The organism is Spirosoma aureum (assembly GCF_011604685.1).
Classification (GTDB): domain Bacteria; phylum Bacteroidota; class Bacteroidia; order Cytophagales; family Spirosomataceae; genus Spirosoma; species Spirosoma aureum.
In genome coordinates this window covers 2,544,251-2,560,997 of record NZ_CP050063.1, presented here as the reverse complement: position 1 = coordinate 2,560,997, position 16,747 = coordinate 2,544,251, and the positions used below count along the sequence as shown (strand labels likewise).

Below are 16,747 nucleotides of genomic sequence, written 5' to 3'. Positions count from 1 at the left end.
CATTTACTCTGACGCCAGATGGCTGTTGGTTTTTTGCCCGTATTCGGAAAAAGGTCTTAATAGCCAGCTCTGGTTTAGCTGCTGGTAGCCCAAGGCAATCAGTTCCGGTATCCGTTCAATAATCAGTCAAAATAGTACTTTTTTAATCTAAAACTAAGTGAGATGCGAAACAGAAGTTTACTATTGATGCTGTTTTTCTCCTTGTATTTACCTATCCAGCTCGTTGCACAGAGCCGGACCATTAAAGGTATAGTCACATCTGGAGAAGATAACTCGCCCACACCCGGTGTGAACGTAGTTGTAAAGGGAACAATCGTTGGTGCATCGACCAATGCAGAAGGGGCGTACACCATTTCAGTTCCTGATAATTTAATTAAAAATGGTGTTCTGATTTTCTCCTTCATTGGCATGAAAACCACTGAGGTGCCGATTGGGGCTCAGAGTTCTATTTCGGTACGCTTACAAAATGACGCCACATCGCTGGACGAAGTCATTGTCAGTGCGCTGGGATTCAAGGAAAACGCCGATAAACGAGGAGCGACAGCGTCTAAAATCGAAGCGAAAGACCTGGTTCGATCCGGTGAAACGGGGGTTATTAACGGTATGTCCGGAAAAGCCGCCGGGGTGCAGATTACCCGCTCTGCCGGTGATCCGGGAGCGGGCTCCTACATCCAGATTCGAGGGCAAAACACCATTACCGGCTCAACGCAGCCGCTGGTCATTGTGGATGGTATCCCCATTAGTAACTCGACGCTTGGCGATGGTGTGGCAGGCGTAACGCAGCAGTCGCGGCTAAATGATATTAATCCCGACGACATTGCCTCGATGCAAATTCTGAAAGGTGCATCGGCTGCTGCTCTGTGGGGTTCCCGTGCTGCCAATGGCGTAGTGGTAATCACGACGAAGAAAGGTGCCAACAGCGATAAGGTCAACATTTCCTATAGTTCTACGGTATCGTTCGATAAGCCAAACTTACTGCACCCATTGCAAAACACCTATGGACAGGGAGCAGACGGGGTGTATAACCCAACCAGCCAGAATTCATGGGGCGATAAAATTGCGAACCGGGCCGGGGGCGACGATGTCGTTAATATGAACGGCGCGCGCTTTGAAGCCTATAATGGGCAGACCTTCTATCCTATTATCACCAAAAATTCGAAACAAACTTTTCAGGAGGAGCGCAAAGATGCCGTTTTCCGGACAGGTACTTACATCGATAATAACCTGGCGATCAGTGGTGGAAACGACAAAAGCAACTTTTACCTGAGTGTGGGCGATCTGCGTCAAAAGGGTATCATCAACGGGCAAAGTGATTACAATCGAACCACGCTTCGGTTTAACTCTGAACGTCGCTTCAACGACATCATCAAAGCCACTACGAATGCGACCTACGCCCGCACAACATCCAACCGGATTCAGCGCAGCAATAGCGTTAATGGGCTCTATATCGGGATGTTACGCACGTCTCCCGATTTCGACAGTCGTGCCTATAAAGGTAATTATTTCGCTTCGCCAACGGCCAGTGCCATTCCTAACCGGCAACGCGCCTATCGAAACTACCTGGGTGCTTTAGCCAATCCAATCTATAACGATCCGTTGTGGGCCATCAATGAGCTGACCAACTTTTCGGAAGTAGATCGCTTCATTTTGAGTTCAGAACTGCTCATCACGCCAGCCAGCTGGTTCGACATAACACTTCGTGGGGGTCTTGATGCGAACACGGATCACCGCATTACGAACTACCCCGTAAACTCGGCATCAAACAGCGGTTTGGGCACGTACAACGAAGAGATTTACAAAGAATCGGAAATGAACGGCGACCTCATTGGCCGTATCTTTAAAGACTTTGGCAAGAACATCAACACAACGCTGATCGTAGGCTTTAACATCAACGATCGGAAGTATCTCAATATCGGGGCAAACATGAACACGTTCATTGTTCCGGATGCCCCCGCCAACTTTGGCAATTCGCTGGCCGTCAATGATGCCCCTTACCGGACAACCACAAATCGTCGAATGGCCCGGCTCTATTCGACCCTGAATGTGGGCTTCTACAATCAGCTGTTTGTGAATGCGTCGGTAGCCGGGGAAGCGGGATCGACCTTTGGCAGTCAGACAAAATCGACCTTCTATTACCCCTCTGCTGATGTGGCCTGGCAGTTCACCCAATTACCGATGCTGCGCGATAAAAGCATTCTGTCTTTCGGTAAATTACGGGCTTCCTACGGAGTTGTGGGTGTTCAGCCCGATGCGTATCGAAACACGACAACGTACGTCAATGCGTCGTTTAGCAGCTGGGCCAATACACTCAGTGGCGCAGGCTATGGCAATGGGGCGTATGTACGAAGCAGTCGTCAGGGCGATCCGTTTCTGCGACCTGAACGGAAAACCGAATGGGAGTTAGGTACTGATCTGCGGTTCTTCAACAACAAACTGACGGCTGGCTTTACCTACTATCAGAATGAAATCAAGGACCTGCTGCTCGACGTAGCCGCTGCCGGATCGACGGGATACACGTCGAAATACACGAATGCAGGGTCGATGTCCAACAAAGGCTGGGAACTGGAATTACACTATAACCTGCTGACGAATAAAGACTTCAACTGGAACGTCTTCGGCAATGTCAGCCGGAATATTAACCGCGTGACGAACCTGGCCGGAACCGACATCATTACACTGGGGGGCTTCAGCACTACAGCCAGCACCGTAGCGAAAGTGGGGTATGCCATGTCGGCGCTCTATGGTGGTGTTTACCAGCGAACCGAAACGGGTGCACTCCAACTCAATGCCAATGGTTTCCCACAGGTAGCGTCGCAGTTTGGCGTGATTGGCGACCCGAACCCCGACTATCGCGGTGGTTTCGGCACTAATTTTTCCTACAAGAAAGTCTCACTGAATGTTCTTTTCGAGACTTTTCAGGGTGGTGATTTCTACAACGGCACACGGGGCACGCTCTATAATTTTGGTACACACCGGGATGTCGGAAACGACGTGACACTGACGCAGGATCTGAAGAACTATGCAGGCAAAACCATTACGGCCGGAAGTACCGTTCGGGGTAATATTCAGGACTTCGGTGCGGGTCCGGTACTCCTCGATCAGTCGTACTATACCTCCATTGGCGGTGGTTTCAGCACATTGGTCGAGCAGTTCATTACGGATGCCAGCTGGACCCGATTACGCGAAGTATCGCTGGGCTATTCGATCAGTTCGCCAAAGTTCCGTCAGAAGAGCCGTCTGCAATCGATTGACGTGACCGTTACGGGCCGCAATCCCGTTCTGTGGACGAAAATGGTCGGTGTTGATCCGGAAACGGCGCTTAACGGAGCCAGCAACTCGCGGGGGCAGGATTATTTCAATAGCCCCAATACCAAATCACTGCTGGTCAGTATAAAAATCAATTACTAATTCTCACGAAGAAGTATCTATCATGAATCGAGCCTATAAATCCATTTTTTCGATATTGTTTGGTCTACAGCTTTTCTCCTGCTCGTCTATTGTTGAGAATCTGAACGTAGATCCAAACAACCCGACCAACTCAACGGCCAGCCTGTTGCTGACCGGCACTGAGATTGCGAACATGGCTACCCAGGAAGGGATGGCCAGTCGACTGACAACCATCTGGGATGGGTACGCTTCTGGTGCCGACCGGCAATGGCTGGATTACCACAACTACAACGTATCGGCGGGCGTCTATGATGGTGACTGGAATCTGGTTTTCACCGGAACAAATGCCAATGCGCTCCTGACCATCAATCAGGCAACGGCGCTTGGAAACCGGAAAATGGCGGCCATTGCCAAAATTTTGCGGGCCAATGCGCTGGCAACGGGTACCGAACTTTGGGGTGATATTCCGTTTGATCAGGCGGGCGACATTACCAAATTCCCGAATCCCGCCTTTGAACCACAGGCAACGGTATACACCAAATTACTGGCGCTGCTCGACGATGCTATTACGGATCTGAAATCAGGAGTAGGCACGGTTAGTACTGAAGATATTCACTTTGCGGGCGATGCCACGAAATGGACGCAGGTTGCCTACACGCTGAAAGCCCGATTGCTGACCGATACGAAACAGTATGATGCGGCTTATACGGCCGCTCAAACGGGGGTTAGTGCCTATGCCAATTCGCTGTATGCACCTCACGGTACAACCACCAATGTGAACCAAAATGCGTACTTCTCGTTTCTGGCCAGTTCACGAACCGGCGACATTAACGCGGTTGGCGCTTATAACGTCAGTTTACTGAATCCGACCAATGCACGGTATAGAGGCAATGCGAAAACCATTGAGACGGCTCGGTTCAAGTTCTATTATTTAGAGAACGGCATCAACAGCCCTGGCAAAATTGAGCCCAATACAACGGCAGCCGCTGGTTTCTTTGCTCAGAGCGCCAGTTTTCCGCTCGTAACGTACCAGGAAAACATTCTGACACTGGCCGAAATGGCCTTACGTTCGGGAAAAGGATTTACGACTGCTTTGGGGCACCTGAATGCGTACCGGGCTTTTCTGAATACGGGTGGGTATATCACCACGACCTATCTCACAGCCGGAGCCTACAAATATGAACCGTACGTAGCGGCAGACTTTGCGGCTGGTGGTATTGAAAATGCCGATGGCATCACGGCCGACAATGCACTGCTTCGGGAAATTTTGCAGGAACGCTACGTTTCGTTCTATGGCCAGCACCTGGGCTGGAACGACGAGCGCCGGACCCGCACCGAAGCGTATGGGATCAAGCTGACACCCAACACGGGTACGGCGCTCCCGTGGCGGTTCATTTATCCGCAAAATGAGATCAATTCCAACCCAAGTACACCTAAGCCGGTGCCGCCAACGTTCGACGCTCCGGCTATTTATAAGTAGCCTACGAGTGTAGTAATGCCGTGGAGTCAGTTGAGAATAACTGGCTCCACGGCATTGCCATTTTTAGTGGATTTTGATGGCTACACGTCGATTCTTGACCCGCTCTGTTTCGGTCGTGTTGTCAGCAATGGGTTGTGTTCCACCATAGCCTTTTGTCTCAATACGATTGTCATGTATGCCCCGCCGACTCAGATAGCTGGCAACAACTTTAGCGCGGTTTTCAGAAAGTGCCAGATTCAAACGGGGATCACCGACATTGTCGGTATGCCCTTCTATGTCAATCATCCAGTTCGGATTTGTTTTCAGAGCCTGCACCAATCGATTCAACTCGGCTGTCGATTCAGGTAATAAGGTATAACTGCTCTGCTCAAACTGAACTGTACGCAACACGACTGTTTCACCAATTGTCAGTTTCAATTCTGGCTCAACTGACCGCTCGGGTGCTGGTGAGTTCGTTGACGCTTTAGTAGTTGATACGGGCTTAGGTCCCGCTCCTGGCTTTACAACCGACGGACGAACTGGCCTGGGAGCCAATTTGGCAATTCTGCCAGGCGTGGTAACTGTTTGTTTCGGAGTCTGAACCGGCGATGCTTTAGGCGACACCGGAACCGGCTTGGGCGCGGCAATGGCTACTGGCTTTTTTTGAAAGAAATATTCTGCTGTTATCGGCTCGCTGGGGGTATTGAATCGGTCCGAAACTAGTTTTTTTGCGTCGGGCTTTTGCCAGTAAAGCTCAATTTCACCCTCAAGCATGGCATTAAAATAATCGACTCGCAAATCATAGTATTGACCAGCCTGTAGAATTACGGTACCTGTAAAGCTTTTGGAGTCATTTAGTTGCCAGGAATCGATTACTTTCTTATTGCCTACCCAAACCCGAATGCCATCATCTACTTTCGCATAAAATCCGTATTGTCCGGTGGTCGGAGCCAGCAGTTTGCCCGTCCAGCGAATGGAATAATAGGATTTGTCGACGCCCCTTGCCGGAGTACGATCTCGCCAATTGAACCGAATGGCTGGATCTATCCGTGTTCCGACTTTCCGGTCGAAGTTGGTGCCGTTATAATACTCACCCCTCAGGCCCGGCTGGGCTTGTATCTGCTCAGTTGCAAACCAGAGCAGAATTCCGAAAAGTACGGTTGTGTATTTCATTGGCAAATTGCCCAACCTCCTCCATCCTATTCAGTCCGCAAACTAGTTGCCGGATTCGCCAAAGCCGTCCGGTATGTACGCCAGCCAATGGTTAAAGCGCCTAAAATCAGCATCGTTCCAAAACACAAGCCGAGCGTTCCGACTCCTATCGAGACATGATAGGCAAAGGTCATCAGGAAAAAGCTCGCAGCCAGATAACCAAGGGGTAATGCAATCGCCCCCGCAATCAGCAGTAATTTCAGAAAATCCCACGACAAAAGCCAGACGACCTGATCAACTCGTGCCCCCATAACTTTCCGTACGCCAACCTCTTTCGTGCGCAACTCGGTTGTGTAGGTAACCATTCCCAGCAAACCCAGACAGGCAATCGCCACGGCCAATCCAATTAGTAACGCCATGAAACTTACGTCGTCAGAAATATTATTCCGATTACTCAGGAAGTCATCGTACCATACACCCGCAAACGGTTCATACGGATTCAGGCGCTTCCAGATACGGGCAATGTCATCGTGAATAGCTTCGTGATTTCCACCCGCAACTTTTACATTGAGGTACCGAAACTGCTGCGGTTGATAACGAAGGACAAGCGGGCTGATTTTCATTGCCATTGTTGTAAACTGAAAGTCTTTCAGAACCCCGGCAATCCGCACTTCTGTGCTATCATTCAACCAAAGCGTCTGCCCAACGGCCGCTCCTGCTTCGCCCAATCTGAATGACCGCACAGCCTCTTCATTGATCAGTACGAATCGGGACGACGAGTCAGCTACCGACGTGGGCAAATTCTTACCTGCCAGCAGTTTCAGTCCCGTAACGGGAACCAGATTCGCATCGGCAGCCAGGACATGAGCTTGGGCCGAATCGCTCTTTGCCTGTTGGCGTCGAACAACCTGCCAGCCACCGCCATGATCGCCAAACAGGGTAGACGTTGCGGCTACCCGCTCTACCCCTGCCAACCGATTAATCTCGGCGGATAAATGCCCCGCCGGGAAGCCATTGAGTGGCACAACAAATACATCTTTACGCTGAAATCCATAATCGGCAGTGCCCATGAAATGTTGTTGCCGCGCCAGGGCCAGCAACGCGATCATGGCAAATAGGGAAATAGAAAACTGTGCGACTATCAACGACTTACGAAGGGTAATACCCCGAAATACGCGCAAACCGGTCTGGCTTCGCAGTACCTGCGCCGGTTGAAATCCCGACAGAACCCTTGCAGGCAGCAGGCCAGCCAGCAAACCAGTCGCAACGCTGAATGTGATGAAGATCAGCCACATTCGCGTGTCGCCCTCCCACTGCACTCCGCCAATGAGCCATTGCTGCACAAATGGCATCGGTTTTACCAACTGAAGCATTCCGTAGGCCAGACCAAGTCCCAATAGCGACAATACGGCTGATTCGGCCATGAACTGCCCCATCAACTGCCAGCGCAACGCTCCTGCCACTTTCCGGATGCCAACTTCGCGGGCGCGGCTCAACGAACGGGCCAGTGTCAGGTTGATGTAGTTAAAAGCAGCTAACAGTAGTGTAAGCAGGCCCACCCCCAGCTCCGTTTCCAGCTTTCCGGCCGTTGGTTCATAGGTCGAGTACATCAACTCTTCGCGTGAAGGCGAAAGCGCTGCCAGCGACTGACTACGAAACGTATAGCCTTTCTCGGTAGTGAATCGTACATCTTTGGTGACCCGGCCAGCCAGTTTTGGCAAGACGCCATCCAGTGTCTCTACCGGCGTATTGGCTTTTAGCAAAACGTAGGTATAACCCCGCGAATACGTCTTCCAGTCGGTCGACGATCGTTTCCAGTTAGGACTGGAAAAAGTCGCCATGGATACCAACGCGTCGAAGTTGAGATGCGATTTGGCAACTGGTTCGGCAAAAACGCCCGTAATAGTCAGTGCACCCAGTTCCGGATGCTCCATGGTTTTACCGATAGGATTTGCCGTGCCAAAAAACCGTTTTGCGGTCTTTTGCGTCAGCACAACGGTTTGTGGTGCAATGGTGGCCTGACCTTTGGCCAGCCGAAAACCGAAAATTTTAAAGAAGCCCGGATCAACGGCGCTGTATATCACCGGCAATTGTTTACGATTGGCCGTAAAATCGCCATTATTTCGAATTACCCGGGTTGCTTCTTCTACGAAAGGGTAGTCCTGTTTTAATGCCTGAGCCAATGGCATAGGCGATGTGGCAAATCCCTGTTCATCGTTATTACGGGCGGTTACGTCGGTTAGGATGCGATACGTCCGATCCGGGTGCGGGTGGAATGAATCGTACTCAAAAGCACCTTTGATATCGATCATTGCCAGCAAACAAACCAACATCCCCGATGCCAGCCCAAAGATGTTTATAAACGAAAACAGCTTATGTTTCCAGAGGTTTCGAAGTGCCGTTTTCAGGAAATTGCGTAGCATATTTTTAGTGTATCTTTGAGATAGTTACCAACTTAACCCGGTCAGCTAATGTACCCACCAAATCCTTTATCGCCAACGTTCGTTCATGACGATGACATGGGCGTAAATGCGCCTTTAAAGCATCAGCAGGTTATTTCAAGGCTCCATGTCGAACTGGGCATTTTGTATTACAAGGACCAAAGCATTCCGTATGAGCCGCTGGCCGAAACCATGCTGGCTGAGGGATATGGCAATCCGGTTCCTGATGTGCTCCTGTTCGACCACACGGCCGAACAAACCCGCCTTATTATTGAGGTCTGTCAGACCAACGGTGAACGAAACGACCTGCTGAAAGTAGTCCGGCTGATCGAAGACCACGATTATGGGATTCAGGAAGGGTTTGTCTACAATTATAAAACCCATCAATGGTCCCGTTACCGAAAGGGCGATGGTGGCGTAGCTACTCGTTCATCCTTTTCCGAAGTGCTCCATCTTGATCTGGGACAGTTTGCCTTATAATAAAGAGCTGTTCGCCCGACTTTACTCGGCCCTCAAACTCTTCACCGGATTCATCAACGCAGCTTTGATGGACTGAAAACTCACCGTTGCCAGAGCGATGATTATAGCCAGTAAACCCGCTGATGCAAATACCCACCACTCGATCGTAATACGGTAGGCAAAATCCTGAAGCCATCGACTCATGGCATACCAGGCCAGGGGCGTAGCGACCACGATGGAAATCAGGACCAGTTTCAGAAAATCGCGGGAGAGCAGAATGACGATGCTACTCACCGATGCTCCTAGTACTTTACGAACGCCAATTTCCTTGTTTCGCTGTTCAGCAGCAAAAGCGGCCAGGCCAAATAGGCCCAGACAGGCGATTAAAACGGCCAGAATTGTAAAGGATAATAAGACTGCACCCTGCTTCTGCTCCGCTTTATACTGTTTAGAGAAGTTTTCGTCGAGAAAATGAAAATCCAGTGTTGCCGTCGGATCAAACGTTCGATAAACAGACTGGATGTAGGCTAGCGCTTCCTTCGTTTTGGCGGGCTGAATCCGAACGAACACATTGTCCTTATCGGCGGGTTGAGGCATCTGTAATACCAACGGTTCGATCTTGTGCTGCAACGAGTAGGTATGAAAATCCTTTACAACACCCACGACCCGAGCTTCGGCCGTGTGTTTCTCGTTATCAATGTAATATTTCACCCGTTTGCCTATTGGCTCTTTCCAGCCCAGTTGCTTCATCAGGGTTTCGTTGATCAGCATGGCACCTCCCAAATCGCTCTTAAACGATTCTGAGAAGCTACGACCGCTCAGAAGTTTGATTTGCAGCGTTTTCAGGTAGTCTGAATCCACCGAAAACTTCTGAACAATTTGCGTACCGGATGGCATTGCGCCGTTCTGCTCGAAGAACATACCGGCTCCGCCAATGCTGTTATTGCCCAATGGATTGCTGGCGGCCGCTACACTTTCAATCAATGGACTTTGCGTTAACCGTTCTTTCAGCGCATCGACTCTTTGACGAACTTCCTCATTATCTATATGAAAAGTAAGTACCTGCTCTTTGTTGAATCCCAGATTCTTATGCAGAACGAATTCCATTTGGCGATAAACCACACCCGAGCAGGCAATCAATACCACCGTTGCTACAAACTGAAAGACCACCAGCGACTGTTTGAAGGTGATGCTTCCCAGTTGATTTCCGACTATACCTTTCAGGGCGGCTACCGGCCGAAAGTTGGCGAGTAACAATGCGGGATACAGACCGCTTAACACCCCAACAAGTATTGAAAATAAGGCAACAATAAACAGCCTCTCCCCTATTCCTCCAATCGACAGCGTTTTGTCGGCCATCTGGTTAAAATAAGGCAGTGCCATAATCACCAGACTAAAACCGACCAGGGCAGCCATGAACGTCATCAGCATGGACTCCGTCAGGAACTGCCCGATGAGCTGTAATCGGTATGAACCGATTGCTTTCCGGACACCTACTTCACGAGTACGCTTGAGCGAGCGGGCCGTATATAAATTCACGTAATTGATGCAGGCAATCAATAAAATCAGGGCGGCCACTATTCCGAAAATTGAGACGGTTGCCACATTACCATTGGGGCCGATTTCATAATCGAGATGCGAGCGTAGATGGATCGAAGTCAGTGGCTGAAGCTCCATACGATAGTCAAGCTCCCCCATTTCTTTTTTTATGTATTTCTGATAAAAACCCGGCAGCTTAGCCTCCAGCGCCTTATGGCTGCTCCCTTCTGTCAGCAGCAGATAGGTGTACAATTCAAAATTTTCCCAGCCGTTTGTGTAATTCGTCGGCAAGGACCGCAATGCCCTGAATTGCAGGTGCGAATTAGACGGAACATCGTCCATTACGCCCGTAATGGTATTCGGGAAATGATTACCAAACTCAATGGTCTGACCAATCGCTTTGCGGGAATCACCAAACAAATTTTCGGCAACGCTCTTTGTCAGTACAATGCTTTGGGGTTTACTCAGCGCCGACTTCGGATCGCCATAGAGTAACGGAAAAGTGAAGACATCGAAGATTGTTTTATCGGCAAAAAAGATATCGCCTACCTCCATTTTTTTGTCCCTGAACGTAATCGTTCCTCCTCCTTCGGGGTTGATACGAACCGTTTTTTCAATTTCCGGATAATCATTTTGCAGGGCTGACGCGTAGGGGGCCGATGTGGGTGCCAGTTTTAGATTACCACCTGGCCACTGCGCATAATGAACCACCCGAACGATGCGGTCGGCTTTGGTATGAAACCGGTCGTAGCTCAATTCATCGATTACATACAGCGCCATCAACCATACGGCGGCCATGCCGATTCCGAGGCCAACTATATTGAGACCACTGAACAGCTTGTTTTTCCAGAGCGTGCGAACGGTTATTTTGATGTAATTACGTAGCATAGTTGCAAGTAGCTTAGGTATAACTCGATATAGGGACTATTCCAAACGCCGTACCACAATCACAACAAGCCTAATTATCAGCATATTACCTTAACAACCTTTACTCTATTGTCCGCAAACGGACGGTTTCTCTGGCCATTTGCGGACAGGTTTCTCGACAGATCGGATCGAAAAGCGATGGGTTGATCCTTATCTTACTCCGATCGCAAACTCTTCACCGGATTCATCAGGGCCGCTTTGACGCTCTGGAAACTCACCGTCAGAACGGCAATGCCGGCAGCCAGCAAACCGGCCAGGGCAAATACCCACCACTCCAGATCAACCTTGTACGCAAAGTTCTGCAACCAGTTATTCATACCCCACCAGGCCAGGGGCGCTGCAATAACAATGGCGATAAAGACTAGTTTCAGAAAGTCTTTGGAGAGTAGTGTAACAATACTGCTCACCGATGCACCCAGCACTTTGCGCACCCCAATCTCCTTTGTGCGTTGTTCAGTGGTATAGGCAGCCAGACCGAACAAACCCAGACAGGCAATAAAGATGGCTAGGGCTGAGGCTATCGTGAAAACCTGGCCGTACTGCAGCTCACTCTGGTATTGTTCGTTATAATGTTCATCCACGAAGTAATACTCGAATGGATTGCCCGGATAGCTGGCTTTATAAATCCGCTCCAACTCCGCTATTTTCTCCGTCAATCGACCACCCTGGACGGGATCGGTAGCTAGTTGAATAGTCAGGTCACTTACCGAACGGCGGGGCATAAAAATAACCGGCTCAATAGCCTGTTGTAAACCCTGATGATGGTAATCGCGGACGACGCCCACAATTTCGTAGGGTTGCCCCCAGTTGATCAATTTACCCACTGCCTGTTGAGCCGATGTAAAGCCTAACTGGCGAACAGCTGTTTCATTGACCAGCAGTTTAGCACTCTTTTCCCAGCCTAATTCGGCTTCGCGCTGGGTGAAGTTCCGCCCGGCGGCCAGCCCGATTTCATACGTTGGCAGGTAACGGTCATCAATAATTCCCATTGAATAGCTTTTCTTATCATCGCCGGGTCGTGCGTTTTGCTTGGTGATACCGCCAGCTGTGAAGTTGTAGAAGTTACCGGGCACAATGCCTGTCTGGCAAAAGTTTTTTACGTACGGTAACTGACTTAATTCATTTTCCAGACGTGTTGTCCCCGACGAAAACGAATCATTTATCTTGACCTGTGGCCCCTGAATAACCACACGCTGAGATAATTTAACCCCCAGATCTTTATCCTGCATATATTGCAACTGCCGATATAACACCATCGTTGCGATTACCAACGCTACCGACGCGCTGAACTGAGCGATCACCAGCGTTTTGCGTAGCCAGTTCCCCTTGCCAGTCTGATAAGCACCTTTTAGGGTCTGCACCGGCCGAAACGATGTGAGGGCAAAGGCCACGTACCCACCCGACGCCAGTGCACCCACCACCAGTAACCCCAACCCAACCAGCCAGAAGCCACTGTTACTCAGCATAGTCATTGATAAATCTTTCTTCACAAAATCGTTGAAGACTCCTTGCAATGAGGTGACGAGGCCAATTCCCAGTGCAAATCCAACGATATTCAAAAGCAGTGATTCACCCAGAAACTGTCCGATCAGCTGACCCTGTCTAGCTCCAATCACTTTCCGAACGCCCACTTCTTTTGCCCGCTTCAACGCTCCGGCAGTAGACAGATTTACATAGTTGAACCAGGCGATCAGCAGAATTAAGCTAGCAATGCCACTCAGCAGATACACAAATCCCAGGCTACCACTCGTACGATATGGATCATCGAGCGAAGCTGCCAGATGAATGTTTTTGGCGGGTTGCAACAGAAATACACTTTCGTCTTCGGGCTTTATTTTTTTCTTGTATGCGTTAAATTTTGCCTCCAGAGCTTTGTAATCGCCATCCGCCGGAAGTTGCAGAAACGTGGTCAGATAAGAACCGTCGAAACCGTCGAGCCGTGCCCACGTATTTCCATTCAGGTTTGCCGGATTGGCCAGCGTTTGCAGCGAAAAAACGGCATCAAAAACCAGATCGGAATTTTGGGGAATGTCGGCATACACAGCCGTAACCGTATATAATGTTTTTCCAAACTGATTGTTGAGCGTCAGGGTGCGGCCTAATGCTTTTGCATTGCCAAAATACTTCCGGGCCTGCGACTGGGAAAGCGCAACGGTATTCGGCTGATTTATCGCTGATGCGGCTGTTCCCTGCACCAATGGAAACGTAAAGAGCGTGAAAAAACTGGCATCGGCATAGCCCAGCTTACTCTCCCGAAATGATTTTGGGTCCTGGTTATCCTGATCATTGCTCAAAACCGAAACAATACCATTGGCGGAGTTTTCAGCTATCCGGCAAAAATTCTTCACTTCAGGGAACTGTTGTTTGGCCAACGGTGCCACAGCCGGAGCCATATCGACCCAGATATCGCCCGATTTGGTTTGCGACAGCATTCGGTACAGTGTGGGCAGATTCGCATGAAAGCTGTTCACGCTCCGTTCGTAGGCAACGTATTCCAGAATCAGCACAAAAGCGGCAATGCCGAGAGCCAGGCCCGCACTATTGATGAGCGAGAACACCCGATTTTTACGCAGATTGCGCAGGGTGATTTTCAGGTAGTTTACGATCATTGTTGGTTTTTAGTTGAGGTTAATCGAACAGGTCATACAGCTTTTCCTGATCGTCGAATTACAGCGTAACCAGTTGTTTACCCGGAATGTCACGACCCACCATCGCTTTTTTTTGCTAAGTAGTTAACGGTGCCCCCGGTGCGAATAAGTTTCCTATCCGCCAGATAATCAGACTAGTATTTCAAGCTCAACTCCTATGCCATAACGTCAATCGGGCGTTTTAACTCATTGTGAGCCTTACCACGAAACAAACTGTCCGCAAACGGACGGCATCGCTGACCATTTGCGGACAGTTTGTTGTAGAAACTGGTCGGAATATTCCGGCGGACAGCCTCTACATCATTCACTTCGTAAACTCTTCACCGGATTGACCAATGCGGCTTTTATGCTTTGAAAGCTGACAGTAAAAAGGGCAATACTGACCGCCAGGATGGCCGCCAATCCGAACACCCACCAACTGAGTACCGTATGATAGGCGAAGCCTTTGAGCCACTGCGCCATAGCCCAGCCTGCGAGGGGCGACGCAATCAGAATAGCAATCCCAACCAGTTTCAGAAAATCCTGCGACAACAAAGCAACCAGACTGGATACTGACGCGCCGAGTACTTTCCGAACGCCAATTTCTTTGGTACGTTGCTCAGCCATGAACATGGACAAACCAAACAAACCCAGACACGAAATCAGAATGGCAACGCTGGCAAAAATACTGAATAACGTCTGTTGCGTTTGTTCACGGGCGTAAAGCCGACCAAACCGCTCGTCCAGAAACTGGTAGTCGAACGGCCGTTGTGGAAAAAACCGCTTCCAGACTGATTCAACGTGTCGGACTCCGGCAGGCACATTCCCCTGAATCGGAATGGATAACCAGTTGAAATCTTCGGTTGACATGACCATGGCAATGGCTGCTACCTTCTGATGCAGCGACTCAAAGTGGTAATCTTTCGTTACGCCGATGATCTGGCCATTTGCGGGGCCATAGCGAAACGACTTGCCAATAGCCTGCTGGGGCGTCCAGCCTAACAACCGGACCGCTGTTTCGTTCAACACGATCATTGACGTATCGGTCGAATATGAAGGGGAGAAATTACGGCCAGCCGCCATGCCTATCTGGTAGGCCGGAATGAAGTCGTAGTCTACCCGCAAACCGCGCAGATTAATCGTAACCGGGGCCATCGTATCGCCTTTTTCGGCATAGGCATCATAGGAGTCCAGCAAACGGCCCGACGGTATCCGCGACGAACGACCCACCTCGCCTACAATACCCGTTTCTTTCAGTTGCTGTTTAAGGGTCTCATAATTCGTTGTTGAATCGCCCACATCGGGCAGCAACAGCACCTGATCTTTCTTATAGCCTAACCGGTAATCCTGAATGTATTTCATCTGATTGTAGACCACCGCCGTGCTGATGATCAGCGCAACGGCAATGGCAAACTGCGTAACAACCAGTGTCTGGCGTAATTTGCCGGTACGCATAGCCGACGTAATCTGCCCTTTTAATACACCCAGCGGCCGGAACGAGGTCAGAAAGAATGCGGGATAGCTCCCCGCAACCAAACCGGTCAACAAGGTAATAGCGACCAGAATGCTTAGGAAGACCGGATCGAGGAGTTGGCTAAATTCGAGTTGCTTGTGTGTAAAGCTATTCAGTGCGGGCAGGCAAATCAGTACCAGAACAATAGCGACGCCCAGGGCAAACAGAACCAAAATAATCGACTCGCTCAGAAACTGGCTGATAAGTTGGGAGCGCAAGGCCCCTACAACCTTGCGCATACCCACCTCCCTTGCCCGCCCAGCCGAGCGAGCTGTTGCCAGATTCATGTAATTGATGCAGGCAATCAGCAATATGAACAGGCCGATTGCCGAAAATAGATAAATGTATTTTATGTCGCCGGTTGCTTCCAGTTCCGAATCGGTGTGCGAACGTAGGTGAATATCGGCAATATTCTGCAAGTTCAGCACCGACCATGTCGAGGGTTTATTCCCTCCTTCTGCCGGAACGTGTTTGTTCTGAAATTCAGGGAAAGCGGCTTCAACACGTTTTGGATTGGCACCCGGTTTCAGTAACAGATAGGTATTGAACGAGTTGTTGCTCCAGTTAGTCCGCAATCCCTCGGCACCGTAAAAACGGGGGTCGTTCAACGTCGAAAATGACATCAGAAAACTGGGATGAAAATGAGCCTGTGCGGGCAATGGCTCATAGACTCCCGTTACGGTCAGATCATACTGGTTATTGAGTCGTACAGTCTTGCCAATCGGGTTTTCCTTACCGAAATATTTCTCCGCCATTGGCCGGGAGAACATAATCGAAAATGGATTTACGAGTGCATGATCGGGATTACCACTGACAAGCTGGAAACTCAATACCTTGAACAGATTGGGTTCAGCAAGATACATATTCTCCTCATTGAACGAATGTTCGCCGTAGCGCAGCAACCCATTGTTATCAAGCGTTCGAACAACCTGCTCTACGTCGGGAAAATCCTGTTTGATCAAAGGCCCGAATGGTGGAGCGGCCTGTGCCAGTTTCAGAGAAGCAGTTCCTTCTGATGATAGAAACGTTCTGGTGACGCGGAAGATACGGTCGGTATTGGCGTTATAGCGGTCGTAACTTAGTTCATCCCGTACGTAAAGCGCAATAAGCAGGAAACAAGCCAGCCCCACAGCTACACCCGTAATGTTAATAAAACTGAAGGTTTTGTGTTTCGACAGATTGCGAAAAGCAATTTTGATGTAGTTGCGGAACATGGCTTTTTAACAGTTTGATTGAGTAGATG

At 49.7% G+C, this 16,747-nt stretch carries 8 protein-coding genes; 3 read left to right on the top strand and 5 right to left on the bottom strand.

The window, feature by feature from the left end; translation table 11 throughout:
- Nucleotides 1-162 precede the first annotated feature (162 nt).
- Nucleotides 163-3,408, top strand: coding sequence for a SusC/RagA family TonB-linked outer membrane protein (locus G8759_RS10030; protein WP_167207524.1), 3,246 nt, complete (start codon nt 163-165; stop codon nt 3,406-3,408).
- A gap of 22 nt (nt 3,409-3,430) precedes the next feature.
- Nucleotides 3,431-4,867: a SusD/RagB family nutrient-binding outer membrane lipoprotein gene (locus G8759_RS10025; protein WP_167207521.1), complete on the top strand. Its 1,437-nt coding sequence runs from the start codon at nt 3,431-3,433 to the stop codon at nt 4,865-4,867.
- Nucleotides 4,868-4,930: 63 nt separating this feature from the next.
- Here G8759_RS10025 and G8759_RS10020 read toward each other — a convergent pair whose 3' ends face one another.
- Nucleotides 4,931-6,019, bottom strand: a complete 1,089-nt coding sequence (locus tag G8759_RS10020) for an OmpA family protein (protein WP_167207518.1) — start codon at nt 6,017-6,019, stop codon at nt 4,931-4,933.
- Nucleotides 6,020-6,045: 26 nt separating this feature from the next.
- Nucleotides 6,046-8,421, bottom strand: a complete 2,376-nt coding sequence (locus G8759_RS10015; RefSeq protein WP_167207516.1) for an ABC transporter permease — start codon at nt 8,419-8,421, stop codon at nt 6,046-6,048.
- Between the two features lie 48 nt (nt 8,422-8,469).
- On the opposite strand from G8759_RS10015, the gene G8759_RS10010 reads away from it, so the two are divergent.
- Nucleotides 8,470-8,919 (top strand): PDDEXK family nuclease, encoded by a 450-nt coding sequence (locus G8759_RS10010; RefSeq protein ID WP_167207514.1) that lies wholly within the window; start codon nt 8,470-8,472, stop codon nt 8,917-8,919.
- Nucleotides 8,920-8,940: 21 nt separating this feature from the next.
- On the opposite strand, the gene G8759_RS10005 is transcribed toward G8759_RS10010, so the two are convergent.
- The 3 genes from G8759_RS10005 to G8759_RS09995 form a co-directional block, all read right to left on the bottom strand.
- Nucleotides 8,941-11,325: an ABC transporter permease gene (locus G8759_RS10005; RefSeq protein ID WP_167207512.1), complete on the bottom strand. Its 2,385-nt coding sequence runs from the start codon at nt 11,323-11,325 to the stop codon at nt 8,941-8,943.
- A gap of 194 nt (nt 11,326-11,519) precedes the next feature.
- A complete protein-coding gene (locus G8759_RS10000; protein WP_167207509.1) occupies nt 11,520-13,973 on the bottom strand; it encodes an ABC transporter permease in 2,454 nt (817 codons plus the stop codon).
- Between the two features lie 339 nt (nt 13,974-14,312).
- The gene (locus tag G8759_RS09995; protein ID WP_167207507.1) at nt 14,313-16,718 is read right to left on the bottom strand and encodes an ABC transporter permease; all 2,406 of its coding nucleotides are present in this window, start codon (nt 16,716-16,718) and stop codon (nt 14,313-14,315) included.
- Between the last annotated feature and the right edge of the window lie 29 nt (nt 16,719-16,747).